Origin of the sequence: Micromonospora humi (assembly GCF_900090105.1) — a bacterium.
In the GTDB taxonomy this organism is placed as follows: Bacteria; Actinomycetota; Actinomycetes; order Mycobacteriales; family Micromonosporaceae; genus Micromonospora; species Micromonospora humi.
In genome coordinates this window covers 359,701-374,890 of the sequence record NZ_FMDM01000006.1, presented here as the reverse complement: position 1 = coordinate 374,890, position 15,190 = coordinate 359,701, and the positions used below count along the sequence as shown (strand labels likewise).

The window sequence follows — 15,190 nt, the reverse complement described above, 5'->3', positions numbered from 1 at the left end:
GTCTAGGTGGTGCCGCTTCTCTGAGTGGGGGCGGCACCGCTCCCTACGGGTGGCGGTTGCAGGTCGCCGATTCCGGTGCTTAGGAGTTCGTCAGCCATTCGGAGGGCTACCACGACGCTCTCCTGCGGCGAGATGCCCACGGGCAGGTGCTTCCGCGCGAGTTGAGCCCGAAGAGCGGTCCCTCGCGGTCCGCTGATGACCTCGATCGAGCCGTGCGCCTCGTCGGGCCGGCACGCTTCAAGCCCGCTATCGCGCCAGCGAACGTGTCGCCTCGCCAACGGGACCGGTTGCCCGATCATCGCGAGCAGGTTGAGGTCGGTGGTGTCGTTCAGGGCGCGATGCACGCTCTCCGTAAGCCCGGGTCCGGCCGCGTCGACGCCGTGCAGGCCCTCCCTGGCGAGGAGCGCGCTCGCGTGGACGCCAACCCGCAGAGGTGGTGGTGCGGCCTCGAAGGCCGAGGTCACCCTGGTGTTGAGGTCGGTGGGGCGGAACCCGCTCCGGGTGAGGATTCCATCGACGGAGAACCCTCCGCGGTAGCCCAGCCGGCGGCGCAGGGCCTCGCCCATCCACCGGGTCAGCTCGATCAGGCCTCGCTGTCGGGCCACGGGCATGGGTGCGGTGCCCGCGCAGAGGAAGGTCCGGTCGGCGGGCCGCCGCGGTACGAGAAGCTCCAGTGGGGTGAACGCGACAGTCGACTCGACGAGCACCAATCCGTGCAGGCGGCAGGGCACGCCGGGGAGCATCGGCATGACGCGGATCCGCCCTCGCCCTGTCGACTCCGCCCGCGGGCTGGGCATGCCCGCGCTCGACCATTGGATGTCTCCACCGCCGGCCGAGGGCTCGGCCCCGCACGTCTGCCTCGCGGTGACGATTTCGGTCCCCGGCGGGCTGACAGGCTGCCACAGCGATGCTGGCTCGTCGTACACCACTGATTCCGCGCGCGGCAGGCCGATGGAGTCCCACAGCACATCCACCACGCTCTTGTGTTCGAAGATGCTCCAGCTCGGGTGCTTGGCGCCGATGAGCGGCCGGCTGCCTGTCACCAGCGGCTCCAGAGGGTCGGTGACGTAAAGCGCTGCTCGCCTGTCGGGATCGAAACGATCCACGAGTGCGCTCAGCGGCGAGTCCGTCGCGAGGGTGGCGAGGAGAGCGTGCCGGTCCGCGAGCAGTTGGGCTGCGCTGCGGGTGCCGGGCGGGCTGGGCAAGGAGGCGAGGAGGTTGCCGTCGAAGGCCAGGACCAGGACGTCGGCCGCGCCCGCAGCCGCCATCAGATTTCGCCAGTGAGGCTCGTCCGCGCTGTGGGAACAGAAGACCACCGCCCTCTCACCGGTCACCTTTGGCTGGATCGCGGTGGCGAGCGCTTCGAGGAGAGAATCATCTCGCATGGCGCCACCGTCGCTGGCTCACCGGATCCAGCCCTCGCAGGACGAGGTTGGCTGGAGTTCGATGTATGAGCTCGAAGCGATCAGCCCCGAGAGCGCGGATGATCCGCTCCTCACTGCGGTCAGGGTCTCGGGAGTCGTACTCGATGATGACGATCCCAGGGCGGTGCTCGGCCGGGTCGAAGGACGACCAGACGTCCAGCTCTGTGCCTTCGACATCGATGTTCAGGAGGTCTATCCGCTCGATTCCGAGGTCGTGGAGCAGGTCTCCGAGCCGGAGGCAGGGAGCGGTGCCCACGGTGTAGCCCTGGCCCCGGTCACCCAGGCCGGACCAGGAGGGCTTGGCGTCGTATTGGCTGAAGGTCTGCTTGCCGGCGGTGTTCGAGATGGCGCAGTGGCGGACCACGCATTGGCGTCTGGCCAGGGGCGCGTGGTTACGCGGATCAGGATCGACGCTCAACCCCGTCCATCCCCGCCTCTCGAAGTAGAGGGTGTTGCTACCCCGTACTCCGTCGCCTGCCCCGATATCGACGAAGACGCCCTGTGCTGGAACGGCCAGGTGTTCGACGAGCCAGCGGTCCTCGCCCCACTGACCGAAGTACGGGTGCGGTTGGGTGTACGGCGGGTCGAAGGCACTGTTCGGAGGCTGAGAGGCGCCGACGGTCGCTCGGCCCGGCGGATTCGGTGCGGCGGTCATGAGCCGCTCGCCGAGTAACCGAGAACCAGCAGTCGCCGCGGTCTGTCGGTGCTGTTCGGCCCGCTGGCATGCACGAGCGCGGCATCCCAGGCCAGCAGCGATCCCGCTGATGCCTCAAGCGTCACCGCCTGATCGTCGGGCGCGTCATCGTCCGGGACGACCGGCCCCTGGTTTGGCGTCGGCTCGTGTCGCACAGGGCGTCGGTGACTGCCGGGCCACACCTGCAGCGCCCCTGCGGCTGCGGGGCAGTCGTCGAGACACAGCGCCACCGTGATCACCCGGTCGTAGCCGCGCGCCGCGAAGTACGAGGCGTCGGAGTGTTTGCGGACCTCCTCGCCGAAAACCGGCAGGTCGGCCCAACCGGCGGGGTCGGCGAGCGCCGCCTTGTAGGTGACCTTGTCCTCCATCAGTGTCGCCTTGGCGGAGAGCATCGACGAGGCGAGGAATCCGATATCTTCGCTCGCCGCCACGCCCGCGAAGGCCGGTGCGAGATCGACAACAGGTTTGATCTTGAAGACGTACGGTCGGCCATCCGGCAGGCGCCACCAGGTGAGGCGAGGATGCGCCGTCCGCAGCGACACGGTCTGGCCGATGATCTGCTCGAATGCCAGGTCGGCGGCGGCACGCAACTGGGACAACGTCTCGCGCTCCAGGAATCCCTCGATGGCGAGGTAGCCCTCCTGACGGAAGCGGTGCGGGAGGTCTTCGCCGGTCACTCGCATCATTGGACCCCCTTCCGGGCGCACGGCACGAGGAAGTCGCCCGTCGGCTTCGTCCAGCCGCTCGGCAGTTGATTCGCAGGGATGGTCACCTTCGTTGCGCTCCAGCCCGGGAAGAAGTGGTCCAGCACTTCGACGCGCGCTTCGGGCAACTCTGTGCCGCTGTGGAAGAAGCTGAAGCGACCTCCGGGCCTCAGAACAGGGATCGCTACCCGTTCCACGAAGCTGGCGAAATCGGCGTCGGCGTGCCCGTCGGGCGGCCAGGTGTCGTACATGATCGCGTCGATGCTCTCCGGCTCAAGATCGAGCACCTGCCATGGTTCGACGACAACCACGACGGGACAAGGCAGGTGCTCGCGGATTCTCGGTACGACCAGGTCCACGACCGCCGGATGGGGTTCGACGGCGGTGTAACGGGCGGGTCGCAGCGGCGCGATCTGCTGGGCGAAGACGCCCAGGCCAAGACCGATTTCCAGCACGTGCGCTCGGTGTTGATCTCCGAGCAGGGCGGCGGCGTGCTCAGCCATCAGGGCGGACTCGGCGAAGAACATCACGTACGTGCCTCCGAGGCGCAGGCCCTCGTCGTCGATCATGGCCGGACGAGCGCACAACTCGCGGAGATGATGGAGATGAACCTCGTCCAACGCCGGCGGCATCAGCACGGCTCCTGCTCGCGGAAGCGGCTCACCGGGTCGGTCTCCAGGAACCGCTGGATGTATCCCGGCGCCGTCCGCATCGCTGCCCGAGCGAGTGCCTCGCCAGCGGCCCCGATGGGCGCCTCGGACCGGATGAGCACGTACGCCGGATCGTCCAACTGGCCGCCGTTGCGTGCCGCGATGAGCACCTCGGCGTACGTCCCGAGCTCGGCCATGATGCGTCGCGCCAGTTCATCGGCTACGGCCGTGTAGATCTTCCCGACGTGGTGAAGCGGGTTCTTGCCTGCGGGCGCCTCGCCGCTCGCCGGACGAAGGGGCTCGATCGCCCCGTTGTACCGGTTGCCCCGCCCGACAGCGCCACAGTCTCCCTTGCCAAGTGAGGTGCCGAAGGGTGCGAGGTAGCCATGACCGGGCACGTCCTTGGTGTTCAGCGACAGCCGTGCCCCAGCTGCCGTCGGTGTCTCGTCGAGCACCCGCTTGAGCTCACCCTCGATCTCGTCGCGGATGGCGTCCAGCGCAGTCCGATACTCCGACCAGCCGTGAACGCTGGCGGGATGAAAGGGCACTGCCGCGGTCACGTCCAGTTGGCCACGGTCGCGGACCACCATGACCTTGACGTCGGTGCCGGTCTGGTAGCGAGTTCGGAAGGCGGCACCGGTCAGCAGCGTCTCCAGTCGGACCGCCGTCCGCGCCGCGATGCCACGCAGGCTCGTCCCGGCGCACACGACGGTGTCGTTGGCGACGGACTCACTGGCGAGCACCTTCGTGATCCCGGCAGCCGTCCGAGGCTGGTAGAACTCCCTGTCGTGATCGACTCCGGTGCCGGCGGTGTTGTTCACGTGAATGCGCAGGTGCCCAAGGATTGCCGGGTCGTCCAACGTGCTGGTGAGAACAGCGCGGACCGTGTCGTCGAACAGTTTGGCGACGGATACATCGTTGCCGTCGATCCGCTCCGTGACCTTGCCGAAGAGGTAGCAGTCGACCGGCTTGCGGATGTCGTACCCACCGAAGCGAACGTCAGCGGCTGCGCCCACCAGCGTCACCTTGTCGACCCAGTGGTTCGGCACCGCACCGAAGCGCTCCTGGCAGGTTGCGGAGTAGCGGCGGGAGAAGCTGTCGGCGACCAGGTCCGCGAGGCTGTCAGGGTGGCCGATGCCCTTGCGCTCCGCGACATCGAACGGTGATTGGTCGGGGTGTACCGCCCCGAGGCTGGTGATGACCTGCATGGCGCTTTCTCCTCTCCTCACGAACGCGGCGCGGCAGCGGCGGCGGATGCGGATGCGGGCTGTGGTGGATCGACGAGGTACGCCATGCACTGCGACAGGACCAGGACACGCTTCGCCGGGCACGGCTCCGGTGCGGAGGCGGGCTGGAAGGTGCCGTCGTAGAGGTTGCCGTAGCTGGTCGGCACGGAAGCACACCGTCGGACCTCGCCCGTGACGGTCACCTTGAAGGAGGTCATCCCCGCCGTGCAGGGCTGGCCGCGGAAGGCGAGCATTCCATCGAGGTACGGCCGGTTGAAGGTGTACTCGCCGGAGTTCTCCAGGATCAGCGCACGCTCCGCGTCGGTGTACGCCTCCGGGTACCGGCGACCTTCGTAGACGCCCTTGAACACCTTGGCCCGCAGCGGATTCACTCCGAGAGCCGCCAGCGACGCCAAGTCGTCGCGTAGCCGCGGGAGCAGCGGCGGGAAGAGCACGTACAGCGCCACCACGTCGAAGCCGGCCCCGCGCAGGATCCGGAACGACTCGGCGTACTCCGTCATCGGCAACCCGAGGCGCTCCCGCTCCGGTACGTGCAGGGCCGCCACGATCTTGGCCACCCGCGTCGGGTCCACCTCGTTGGCGAAGCGGGTGACCAGCTCGGGCGACGCCAGGTTGGTGTTGATGCTGATCCAGTTGCGGCGGGTCAGCCCGGCGCAAAGTTCGACGAACCCGGGAAACAGGAACGGCTCTCCGCCCGACATGTGCACGAGACTCGTGCGGTCGAGATCCTCGAAGCGCCGCACCACCAGGTCGGCGTCAGGCTCGTTCAGGTGCTTCTTGTTCAACACGTGACGGATCTGCGGATGGCAGTACTCGCAGAAGAAGTTGCAGCGGTTCGTCAGGTGCCAGTCGAACTCCCACTCCCACGGCGCCGGGTCCGACGTCATCGCTGACACACGCACCGGTCCCACCTCCCCACGTTCGGCCGCCGACATCGTTTCGACGGATACCGATGTCAACTCTGGCGTTGAGGGTGTTGACCGGGACACCTCACGGTGGGGTCCCACGGTGACCCCTCACCGTGGGCTGTCCCACCTGCCGTGATCACGTAATCGTTCATTCGTCCTGCGCTGCCAGGGGTGCAGAACGGATCACCGGGGCGCAGGCACTCGTAGGGCGCGTGAGTTACGAGAGGCAATCCTCCGCATGCGCCCTCATCCAAGTGCCGATGCAGGAGGAGGGCGTCGAATGTTTGAACAGAACGACTTGGCCCGTTACAGCTATCGCCAGGAGTTGGCTCGGAGGCTGCGGTTCCGGGACCTCCTGGCCTACGGCCTGGTCTACATGGTGCCGATCGCGCCGATGGCGATCTTCGGCAGCGTCTACGCCGGCTCCGGCGGCATGGTGGCCCTGGCGTACGCGGTCGGTGTGGTGGCCCTGGTGTTCACGGCGTTCTCGTACGCGCAGATGGTGAAGGCGTTCCCCATGAGCGGCAGCGTCTACAACTACGCCGGACGGGGCATCAGCGCGCCGGTCGGTTTCCTGGCCGGTTGGGTGATCCTGCTGGACTACGTGCTGGTGCCGGGGCTGCTGTACCTGGTGGCGTCGGTGGCGATGCACGCCACCGTCCCGGCGGTGCCGGTCTGGTTGTGGCTACTCGGCTTCGTCGCGGTCAACACGGTCGTCAACTCGGTCGGCATCCGCATGACGGCGGTGGTGACCCGGGTAATGCTCGCCGGCGAGCTGATCGTCCTGGCCATCTTCCTGGCCGTCGCCGGCTGGGCCCTCGCCTCGGGCAGGGGCCGGTTCAGCTGGGACGCGTTCTACAACGCCGACACCTTCACCTGGTCGGTGGTCGCGGGAGCGGTGTCAATCGCCGTACTCAGCTTCCTGGGCTTCGACGGCATCAGCATGCTCGCCGAGGAAACCAAGGGCGGCTCCCGGCAGATCGGCCGGGCGATGGCCGCCGTCCTCGTCCTGGCCGGGGTGCTGTTCATCGCCCAGACGTGGCTGGCCGCGATGCTCCTGCCCGACCCCGGCGCGCTCCTGGCGCAGGGCGATCCGAACGGCACCGCCTTCTACGACGCCGCCGCGGTGGCCGGCGGCGACTGGCTGGCGACGCTGTGCGCGGTGGCGACGGCGATCGCGTGGGGTCTGCCGAACTCGATGGTCGCGCAGGTGGCGACGTCGCGGCTGCTGTACGCGATGGCCCGCGACCGGCAGCTCCCGAGCTTTCTGGCGAAGGTGTCGGTACGCCGGAACGTGCCGATCAACGCGACCCTGCTCATCGGCGCGGTGTCCCTCGCGCTGGGCTTGTACATGGCGACCCGAGCGGACGGGATCACGCTGCTGTCGTCGCTGATCAACTTCGGGGCGATGGTCGCGTTCCTGGTCCTGCACGTCTCCGTGGTCGTGCACCACCTCATCCGGCGGCGGAGCGGGAACTGGTGGGCGCACCTGCTCATGCCGGGGATCGGGTTCGTGATCCTCGCCTACGTGGTGGTGAACGCGAACATCGCCGCGCAGCGCCTCGGCCTGGCCTGGCTCGCCCTGGGCATGGTCGTGCTCGCCGGCCTGTACCTGTCCGGTCGTCGACCCGCCCTGTCGGGACTGGCGCCGGCGCAGCCGCAGGCCCGCCACGTGGAGCGGGTGTGACCGGCATGGACGTGATCACCTACCGGCCGGCGCGCGACGAGCTGGCGTACACCTTCGGTGGTCGGATGCCGGTGGCTCACGTCCGTTCCGGCGACGTGCTGCGGGTGCGCACGGAGGACTGCTTCGGCGGGCGGGTCCGCGGTCCGGCGGATCTGCCGTCGCGGGTGTGCGCGATGCCGTTCCTGAATCCGGTGTCGGGGCCGTTCTTCGTCGAGGACGCCGAGCCCGGCGACACCCTCGCCGTCCACCTCGCGTCGATCGTCCCGGCCCGGGACTGGGGTGTGTCATCGACGTTCCCGCACTTCGGCGCGTTGACCGGCACAGCGCACACCGCGACGCTGCAGCCGCCGCTGGAGGAGCGGGTGTGGGTGTACGACATCGATCGGCGGGCCGGCACGGTCCGCTTCCACGCCACCGGCAGCGACCACTCCGTCGACCTGCCGCTGGAGCCGATGATCGGCACGATCGGGGTCGCTCCCGGCGGGTTCGAGGCCCGCTCCACGATCGTCCCCGACACCCACGGCGGGAACCTGGACACCCCACGGCTGCGTGCCGGGACCACTCTCTACCTAGGGGTGAACGTGCACGGGGCGATGCTCGCCCTCGGCGACGGGCACGCCCGCCAGGGCGAGGGCGAGGTCTGCGGGGTCGGGGTGGAGATCGCCACGACCACCACCCTGGCGATCGAGGTCATCAAGGGCGTACCCACGGTGTGGCCCCGGCTGGAGACCGACGCAGAGGTGATGTCGGTCGGCTGCGCCCGGCCGCTGGAGGATGCCTACCGCATCGCCCACCGTGACCTGGTCGCCTGGGTCAGCGCCCTGACCGGGCTGGACGAGCTCGACGCCTACCAACTCGTGTCGCAGGCCGCCAGGGCGCCGATCGGCAACGTATGCGACCCGAACTACACGGTCCTGGCCGCCGTGGACAAGGCGCTGCTGCCGGCCCCGACCGCCGCCTACACGGGGGTGCACGCCCGGCTGCGGCAGCAGGTGGCCGGGCTGCGGGAGGAGCCGCCGCGATGAGCACGGTTCCGCTGCTGCCGTTGCGCGACGAGTTGTTCCTGCTCTGCCACAACGACGACACCGGTCAACCCCACATCCATCGGCGGGCTCTCGCGCTCGGGATGGCCGGGGCGGTCCTGATCGACCTGTTCCTGGCCGGGCGGATCGCCCTCACCGACACCACCGGCGACGCCGGGCCGGCGGGTGGGCAGCGGATCCGGCCACACCTCGACCGGCCGGTCGGTGACCTGATCGCCGACACCGCCCTCACCTCGGTCCGCTACGCCGACCCGGTTCCGACGGTGCGGGGGTGGCTGGCCTGGTTCGCCGACGACCTGTACGAGCGCGCCCGCGCCGGCCTGCACGCCGGCGGGATCCTGCACCGCGCCACCCGCCGCCGCCTCGCCGGCCTCGCCCGCACCGAGACCTACCTAGCCACCGACACGAAATGGGCCGTCGTCGCCCGCGCCCGCCTGCGCTACCTCGCCGCCGGCCGGGACCAGCCCGACAACCACACTGCCGCCCTCGCCGGCCTCGTCGCCGTTCTCGGCCTCACCGAGCACCTCTACCTCGGCGAGGACACCACCACCCTGACCGCCCACCTGCGCGCCATCGCCGCCCAGCACCACCGACCGGTACGCGACATCACCGCCGCCGTCGACGCCGCCGTCGGTGACCTCGCCACCGCCACCTACCGCTGACCGTGACCGCGCCAGACGTCTCCCGGAGCCAACGACCGTGACCCACCCAACCCACCCACCCGCGGATTCGTCCACCCGACGTCGGCGGCCTGCCGTCAGGATCGCGGCGGCGTTGGCCGTGCTGGGCCTGCTCGGCATGGCCGCCCTCGCACCCGCCTGGGCCGCCACCCACACCGCCATGCCCGACACCCGCAGTGGCCGCCACATCATGCCGCCGGTTCACCCGACAACCGCCCCGTGTGACATCCCGGCGCCGCTGACCGCAGCCCAGTTGCGGGTTCTCACCGCCCGGACCGCCGCGACACCGCCGACCGTCCTGCCTGCGCCGCGGCCCGCCGCCCAGGTGCTTCCCACGGCCGCCACCGAGGCGGGCTGCGACCTGCCGGGCCGGTTCGCGTTCGTGCGGCTACGGCAGTGGGCCGCCGACACCCGCATCCAGGGCGGGCACGCTACCCGCCGCATCGTGGTGTTCGAGCAGCGGCACTGGCGCGCCGACGACGGCTCCGGCCGCGAGACCAGCCTGCGCTACCCGCCCGACCCGCACCCCACCACCGACGACACCTATCCGCCCGGAACCCTCGACGGCCCGATCGGCCCGATCGCCGGCACCCCGGCCACCCTCGCCGCGCAGATCACCAGCATCAGCCCGCCGTTCCTCGGTGCGCCCGGGGTCCTGGACGCCACCGCCAGCCTCACCCGATGGCGCACCCCCGACCGCGACGCCCGCACCGCGATCCTCACCCTCCTGCGCCACACCCCACGACTCACCTACCACCCCGCCGTCCGCGACCGCGCCGGACGCGTCGGCATCGGCATCAGCGCCACCAGCGACCACGGCGCTCTACGCGGACTGCTCATCCTGCACCCCGCCACCGGCGAGATCCTCGCCTACGAACGCACCCACTTCCCACCACCGCAGGGCCACCGCAGGCCCACCGGCCAGGTCGAGGACTACCTGCTGTTCATCGCCCACACCCGCACCAGCACCACCCACACGCCCTGACACCACCCCGTCCGGCACCGCCACCCGCCCTCGTCGAGCCGAAAGGAACCGTCATGGAGGCCACCGCTCGTGTCCGCGCCGCCCGCTGGACCGACAAGGACCACGTCGCCGCACTCATCGCCGACGCCCTGCACCCCGACCCCTCGCCGCCTGGCTGATCCCCGAGCCACCCCACCGGCGCCGCGTCCTCACCCAGGTGGCCGCGATCTGGGTCGAGCACGCCATGTTCTACGGCGACATCCACCTCACCCACGACCTCAACGCCGCCACCGTCGGCTTCCACCGCTACCGACCCATCCCACCACCGGCCAACTACCACCACCGGCTCACCGGCGCCGCCGGCGAACACACCGAACGCTTCGAAACCCTCGACCGGCTCCTCACCGCCGGCCGGCCCACCGAACCGCACTACCACCTGGCGTTCCTCGCCGTCGCCCCCACCGCCCAACGGCGAGGCCTCGGCACGGCGATGCTCGCCCACCACCGCACCCGCCTCGACCGCATCGACCTGCCCTCCTGGACCGACACCACCACCGCCGCCCACACCCTCTACACCCGCCACGGCTACACCCCTCGGCCGGCGATCACGCTGCCCAACGGACCGACCCTGCAACCCATGCGCCGCAACCCCGACCAGCGCGGCGCCGTTCCCACGAACGCGGCCCATCCCGCCGACCGCCGGCGGCAGGTCCTGAACTCCTAACCCTCGCCCCCAGCGCCCCCCGACGGACTCCACCTGATGGCCTTCCCTCGCACCTATCCGCCCGAGTTCATCGACGCCGCCGTCCGACGCGTGGCCGACACCCGCTCTGTCAAGGCGTACGGCGCGGTCACCACCGTCGCCCGCCAGCTGGACCTCGACCCCCGCCGCGTGCAGAAATGGGTCACTCGAGCCACCACCCCAACCCAGCCGCAGAACCGGGATCTCACCAACGGCCGGGAGGCCCGGCTGGCGCCAGGGCTGCTGCACTGCGGGAGGTGCCGACAGCCGATGAACCGCACCACCCCACCCGGCGCCCCAGGGACCTACCGCTGCCCACCCGGATGCCGCCGACAGCCCCTCGACTCCGCAGCCATCACCGACACCGTCGGCCGAGTCATCCTCCGCCACGCCGCACGGATCCTGCCCACCACCAGCGCGCCACTACCGCCGTGCCTCGCCGCCGCCCACGCCCACCGCGTCCTCGCCCGCGTGACCGTCGGCGCCACCGCCAGCGACATCGCCCTGACCTGGCGACCCGCACTCCCACCCGAGCGCACCGACAAGAACCCCGCCCGACGCGTCACCGGTGCCCGCGACATCGCTCGACGCCAACCGGTCCGCGCCCGGCAACTCCTGCACCAGATCCTCACCGGCGTCGACCCGGCCACCGCACCAGCCCACCCCCTGCACGCCGACGCCGCGGCCCTCCTCGCCGAACTGCACCTACGCCACGGCCGCGCCGCCGACGCGACCATCTGGGCCGCCTACGCCCACCGAAGCGCGGTCCAACTGCACGGGCACAGCCACCCCGACAGCCTGCGCGCCCTGCACCTGCACGCCGCCGTCCAACGGCACGCCGGGCACCACCAACGCGCCTACCACCTCTACCGGCAGCTCGGCGGACACCTCTCGAACAGCGACGGCCCGCACAGTCCTCGAACCCTCGCCATCCACGCCACGACCGCTCTCGTCCTGCACGACCTCGGCCACTGCCACGCCGCCCACATCCTGCTCACCGACACCATCGCCACCCACCGTCAGCAGCACCCCGGCCACCCCGCAGCCACCCGCATGACCCGGCAGCTGACCCGTATCCACGGCGACTGCGTCGCCAGGGGCCATCAGCACGACACCTGACAATCACTCGAAAAGGGCCAAATCTGGCGTGGATTATCCGCCGCTCGGGCCTGGGGTTCCCGCTCCGACGTAGCGTCCAGACGATCGTGCGGCGGGCCGCCGCGCGGCCGGCAGTTCTCACGGTGCCGGCCGCCCCCGCAGGCTGGGCGGACCTCAACCCCGCAGCCGGTGATCGGGTAGCCTGATGGCCCAACGGGCCGTTAGCTCAATTGGCAGAGCTGAGGACTTTTAATCCTTAGGTTCTGGGTTCGAGTCCCAGGCGGCCCACATATGCCTGATTTGCCCGCCCGGCTCCAGCGGGCAGGCACCTAGCCGGTCGGTCCGTGCGCGTTGCGGCCTTGGTGCGTGCGGACCTTTCAGCCGTGACGGTCTCGCGACCGATGGCAGATCGTTGGGCACCTGGAGGGAGCGGCCATCTCGGCGCTGACCCTCCTCTGCTGCAGCCTGAGCCCACGAACGCAGTGGATATCCGCTCATGCCGATGAGCGGATGGCGCGCTGTCCGGGACAACTATCGCCTTAACCGCTCTGTACACATTCGCTGGTAGTTCAGCGAGATGGCTGGTGCTGGTGCTGCTGGTCCGCTCGGCGGTGACACCTGTTAGCAGGTGTTTCGCGAGACCCCGCTGGGCATGGTCAAGGCCTCCGCCGAGGTACTGAGCGCACTCTGCGACGATTCGGCGCCACCTCTGCGCGGCTGTCTTCGCGTGACCAGTGGCATGCGCCGTCGTGCGGGCCGACGGGTTGGCGCAACTTCGGCTCACCACCGATGCGCATGCCCTTGGTACTGTCCAACCGACCGTCGTGTCGGCCCGCGACCCAGCCAGGATCCGGGATAAATCAATCGGCGGATTTAGACCATCGTCAGTGGCCACCGACCATGGGCCGAGCTCAGGTCCGCTGTCCGTGGCGCATCCTTGGGGGACCGAGACATCATGCGTATGACGAAGCTCTACGTCCGCTTCTACAAGTCGTTCAACTACAACTATGAACGCAAAGCCGCCCCCAACGCCACACGCCGGGAGTGGGAGGACTTCGAGGGGCGATGGTTTCCGCACGTCACCGTCGAACTGGATCCGTCGATCACGGCGATCGTGGGTGCCAACGAGTCCGGCAAGAGTCACCTGTTGGACGCGATCGAGATTTTGGCCAGCGGCGACGGTATCGAGCGGGGCAACTTCTGCCGTTACTCGGAGTTCTACTCGGTAGCCAAGAACCAGATGCATTCACCCGAGTTCGGCGGCGAGTTCGAGATCATCTCCGAAGCGGCCGGCAACGCGCTGACGGATGTGCTCAGCCGTCCGCTCCGTCTCGGTGATCGGTTCCGGCTATTTCGGCCCGGATCCGGCCAGCCGTTCATCCTCTACGGCGAGGGCGACACACCAACGCCGGTTACGCCAGCGGTCCTCGCGGCGGTCTGCGGTGCCCTCCCGCAGGTATACCGCCTCGACACCGGCGTCGCCCTGCCTGACAGCATCCCAATCAGCTATCTCGCCGGCCGCGCGCCGACCTGGCTGCAGCAACGTGAGCAGCGAGCGAGCTTGTGGGACCTGATCTTCGGCGGAGGGATCACCACGCCCAACCAGGTCACCGAACACGCCTCGGAAATCCTGTCGATCATCAACGGCGGGGACGCCGACCCTAATAGTGCGACCGGCAAGCAGCGTGAACTCGGCCGCAAACTCCTCATCGACGTGTGCGGCATTGACCAGCGGGCGTTCGACGACCTCGCTGGCGCGATGAAGGAAGGCCACGAGGGGCAGGTCAACGGCCTGATCCAGCGGATGAACAATGAGATCGCCCGAAACCTGAACCTGGCCCGCTGGTGGACGCAGGACCGCGAGTTCAAGTTGCTTCTGTCACCCCGCGAACACGAACTCTGCTTCACCATCCGTGACCGCACCGACACCGACTACTCGTTCCAGGAACGCAGCCGCGGCCTCCAATACTTCCTGAGCTACTACGTGCAGCTTTTAGCCCATCAACGCCCGACTGACCGGCATGAGATTCTGCTCATGGACGAACCCGACGCATACCTCTCCAGCAGCGGCCAGCAAGATCTCCTGCGCATTCTCGAACAGTATGCCCAGCCTGAAGACGGATCACGCCGCGACCAGGTCGTCTACGTTACCCACTCGCCGTTCCTGATCAACCGCAATGCCGCCCACCGCATCCGCGTTATCGAAAAGGGTCGGGAAGACGAAGGAACCCGGGTGGTTCGCGACGCCACCAAGAACCACTATGAACCGCTGCGAACATCGCTGGGCAGCTTCGTGGCCGAGACCGCGTTCATCGGCGGCTCCAACCTGTTCGTCGAAGGTCTCGCTGACCAGGTACTGCTGGCCGGCATGTCGTCGTTGCTACGCGGCGACGGCGGATCCTTCCTCCGTACGCTCGACCTCAACGAGGTCACTATCGTGCCCGCCGGATCTGCCAGCAGCATCCCGTACCTCGTCTACCTCGCCCGTGGCCGTGACCAGGTCCGCCCACCGTGCGCTGTGCTCCTCGACGGCGACGCTGCCGGCATCGACGCCCAGAAGACCCTCCGCCGAGGCGGAGCCCGGCAGAAGCCGGTAATCGACGACAAATTCGTCATCCGCGTTGACACCTGGGCCGCCGATGCAGCTCTGACCATCCCCGCGAACGTCACCGTCGAGGAGGCCGAGGACCTCGTACCACCGGCCGTCGCGGTTGAGGCCGCACGCGCCTACGCCCGCCGGTTCCTGGACCTATCCGCCAACGATGCCGACAAGCTGCAGGAGTCTGATCTGATCGCGGCCCTCGGCACGAGCGGATCTCTGTGGGACTCCCTCGCCGAAGCGTTCACCGCCTGCTTCGATGGGCACATCGACAAGGTCGGCTTCGCCAAGGAGGTCATCACCTGGGCCCACGCCGCCCAAGCCTCTACGCCGCGGCCATCCGCCCTCGAACACCTCCGCGCGAACTTCGCGGCCCTTATCGCACATGTCGCACTCATGTTGCGGGCCGCCGCTGAGCAGGAGGCGGCGTCACGACGCGACAACAGGCTCCGCCGGCTCGTCAACGGATTCCTCCAAGACCATCCCACCGGCCTTCGCCGCGAACAGGCGCTGCAACTCCTCGAGGACATCACCTTTGCCCTCGACGACTCCGGCGCCAGCGACCAGCCCCGCCTCGTGGTCGCCCAGCTACGCCGCGATCACAAACTCGACTCTGACCCGATGGAACAGGTGCCCGACTTCGAAAAGTTCACCGACGGTGTGAAGTCGATCCCGTACCAGCAGCGCCTTCACGACCAGCACGAGGGCGCGACCGTTTCGTGACCGTACGAGAGGCGGGGCTGCCAGCTG

Annotated in this window: 13 protein-coding genes and 1 tRNA gene; 8 read left to right on the top strand and 6 right to left on the bottom strand. The window is 69.0% G+C overall.

Features of this window, described 5'->3' with window-relative positions:
• Positions 1-2: 2 nt before the first annotated feature.
• The 6 genes from GA0070213_RS14840 to GA0070213_RS14815 form a co-directional block, all read right to left on the bottom strand.
• Entirely contained in the window at positions 3-1,385 is a 1,383-nt protein-coding gene (locus GA0070213_RS14840) for a hypothetical protein (protein ID WP_091063110.1), read from the bottom strand.
• Positions 1,375-2,079, bottom strand: a complete 705-nt coding sequence (locus GA0070213_RS14835; RefSeq protein WP_091063106.1) for an FkbM family methyltransferase — start codon at positions 2,077-2,079, stop codon at positions 1,375-1,377. The genes GA0070213_RS14840 and GA0070213_RS14835 overlap by 11 nt, the downstream gene beginning before the upstream one ends.
• Positions 2,076-2,795 (bottom strand): phytanoyl-CoA dioxygenase family protein, encoded by a 720-nt coding sequence (locus tag GA0070213_RS14830; protein WP_175441340.1) that lies wholly within the window; start codon positions 2,793-2,795, stop codon positions 2,076-2,078. Before GA0070213_RS14830 ends, GA0070213_RS14835 begins: the two co-directional genes overlap by 4 nt.
• A 5-nt stretch (positions 2,796-2,800) precedes the next feature.
• On the bottom strand, positions 2,801-3,391 hold the full coding sequence (locus GA0070213_RS14825; RefSeq protein ID WP_245716396.1) for a class I SAM-dependent methyltransferase: 591 nt from the start codon (positions 3,389-3,391) through the stop codon (positions 2,801-2,803).
• Positions 3,392-3,453: 62 nt separating this feature from the next.
• Positions 3,454-4,680 (bottom strand): methionine adenosyltransferase, encoded by a 1,227-nt coding sequence (locus GA0070213_RS14820; protein WP_091063099.1) that lies wholly within the window; start codon positions 4,678-4,680, stop codon positions 3,454-3,456.
• A gap of 17 nt (positions 4,681-4,697) precedes the next feature.
• On the bottom strand, positions 4,698-5,621 hold the full coding sequence (locus tag GA0070213_RS14815) for a radical SAM protein (RefSeq protein ID WP_245716395.1): 924 nt from the start codon (positions 5,619-5,621) through the stop codon (positions 4,698-4,700).
• Positions 5,622-5,907: 286 nt separating this feature from the next.
• On the opposite strand from GA0070213_RS14815, the gene GA0070213_RS14810 reads away from it, so the two are divergent.
• The 8 genes from GA0070213_RS14810 to GA0070213_RS14775 all read left to right on the top strand — a co-directional run bounded on the left by GA0070213_RS14810 (position 5,908) and on the right by GA0070213_RS14775 (position 15,163).
• Positions 5,908-7,314 carry an APC family permease gene (locus GA0070213_RS14810; protein ID WP_091063092.1) on the top strand — a complete coding sequence of 469 codons (1,407 nt, stop codon included), beginning with the start codon at positions 5,908-5,910 and terminating at the stop codon, positions 7,312-7,314.
• Positions 7,311-8,339, top strand: coding sequence for an acetamidase/formamidase family protein (locus GA0070213_RS14805; RefSeq protein WP_091063087.1), 1,029 nt, complete (start codon positions 7,311-7,313; stop codon positions 8,337-8,339). Before GA0070213_RS14810 ends, GA0070213_RS14805 begins: the two co-directional genes overlap by 4 nt.
• Positions 8,336-9,019, top strand: a complete 684-nt coding sequence (locus GA0070213_RS14800) for a GOLPH3/VPS74 family protein (protein ID WP_091063084.1) — start codon at positions 8,336-8,338, stop codon at positions 9,017-9,019. The genes GA0070213_RS14805 and GA0070213_RS14800 overlap by 4 nt, the downstream gene beginning before the upstream one ends.
• A gap of 112 nt (positions 9,020-9,131) precedes the next feature.
• Positions 9,132-10,022 (top strand): hypothetical protein, encoded by an 891-nt coding sequence (locus GA0070213_RS14795; RefSeq protein ID WP_139128675.1) that lies wholly within the window; start codon positions 9,132-9,134, stop codon positions 10,020-10,022.
• Positions 10,023-10,218: 196 nt separating this feature from the next.
• The gene (locus tag GA0070213_RS14790) at positions 10,219-10,725 is read left to right on the top strand and encodes a GNAT family N-acetyltransferase (protein ID WP_245716394.1); all 507 of its coding nucleotides are present in this window, start codon (positions 10,219-10,221) and stop codon (positions 10,723-10,725) included.
• Between the two features lie 36 nt (positions 10,726-10,761).
• The gene (locus GA0070213_RS14785; RefSeq protein WP_091063078.1) at positions 10,762-11,862 is read left to right on the top strand and encodes a helix-turn-helix domain-containing protein; all 1,101 of its coding nucleotides are present in this window, start codon (positions 10,762-10,764) and stop codon (positions 11,860-11,862) included.
• A gap of 194 nt (positions 11,863-12,056) precedes the next feature.
• Positions 12,057-12,129, top strand: a tRNA-Lys gene (locus GA0070213_RS14780).
• A 667-nt stretch (positions 12,130-12,796) separates the two neighbouring features.
• On the top strand, positions 12,797-15,163 hold the full coding sequence (locus GA0070213_RS14775) for an AAA family ATPase (protein WP_175441339.1): 2,367 nt from the start codon (positions 12,797-12,799) through the stop codon (positions 15,161-15,163).
• Positions 15,164-15,190: the final 27 nt, after the last annotated feature.

Excerpts from the sequence above, each read along its gene's own strand:
- GA0070213_RS14840 (WP_091063110.1), bottom strand. The coding sequence starts at position 1,385 with ATGCGAGATGATTCTCTCCTCGAAGCGCTCGCCACCGCGATCCAGCCA.
- GA0070213_RS14835 (WP_091063106.1), bottom strand. The coding sequence starts at position 2,079 with ATGACCGCCGCACCGAATCCGCCGGGCCGAGCGACCGTCGGCGCCTCT.
- GA0070213_RS14825 (WP_245716396.1), bottom strand. The coding sequence starts at position 3,391 with ATGATCGACGACGAGGGCCTGCGCCTCGGAGGCACGTACGTGATGTTC.
- GA0070213_RS14820 (WP_091063099.1), bottom strand. The coding sequence starts at position 4,680 with ATGCAGGTCATCACCAGCCTCGGGGCGGTACACCCCGACCAATCACCG.
- GA0070213_RS14810 (WP_091063092.1), top strand. The coding sequence starts at position 5,908 with ATGTTTGAACAGAACGACTTGGCCCGTTACAGCTATCGCCAGGAGTTG.
- GA0070213_RS14800 (WP_091063084.1), top strand. The coding sequence starts at position 8,336 with ATGAGCACGGTTCCGCTGCTGCCGTTGCGCGACGAGTTGTTCCTGCTC.
- GA0070213_RS14785 (WP_091063078.1), top strand. The coding sequence starts at position 10,762 with ATGGCCTTCCCTCGCACCTATCCGCCCGAGTTCATCGACGCCGCCGTC.
- GA0070213_RS14775 (WP_175441339.1), top strand. The coding sequence starts at position 12,797 with ATGCGTATGACGAAGCTCTACGTCCGCTTCTACAAGTCGTTCAACTAC.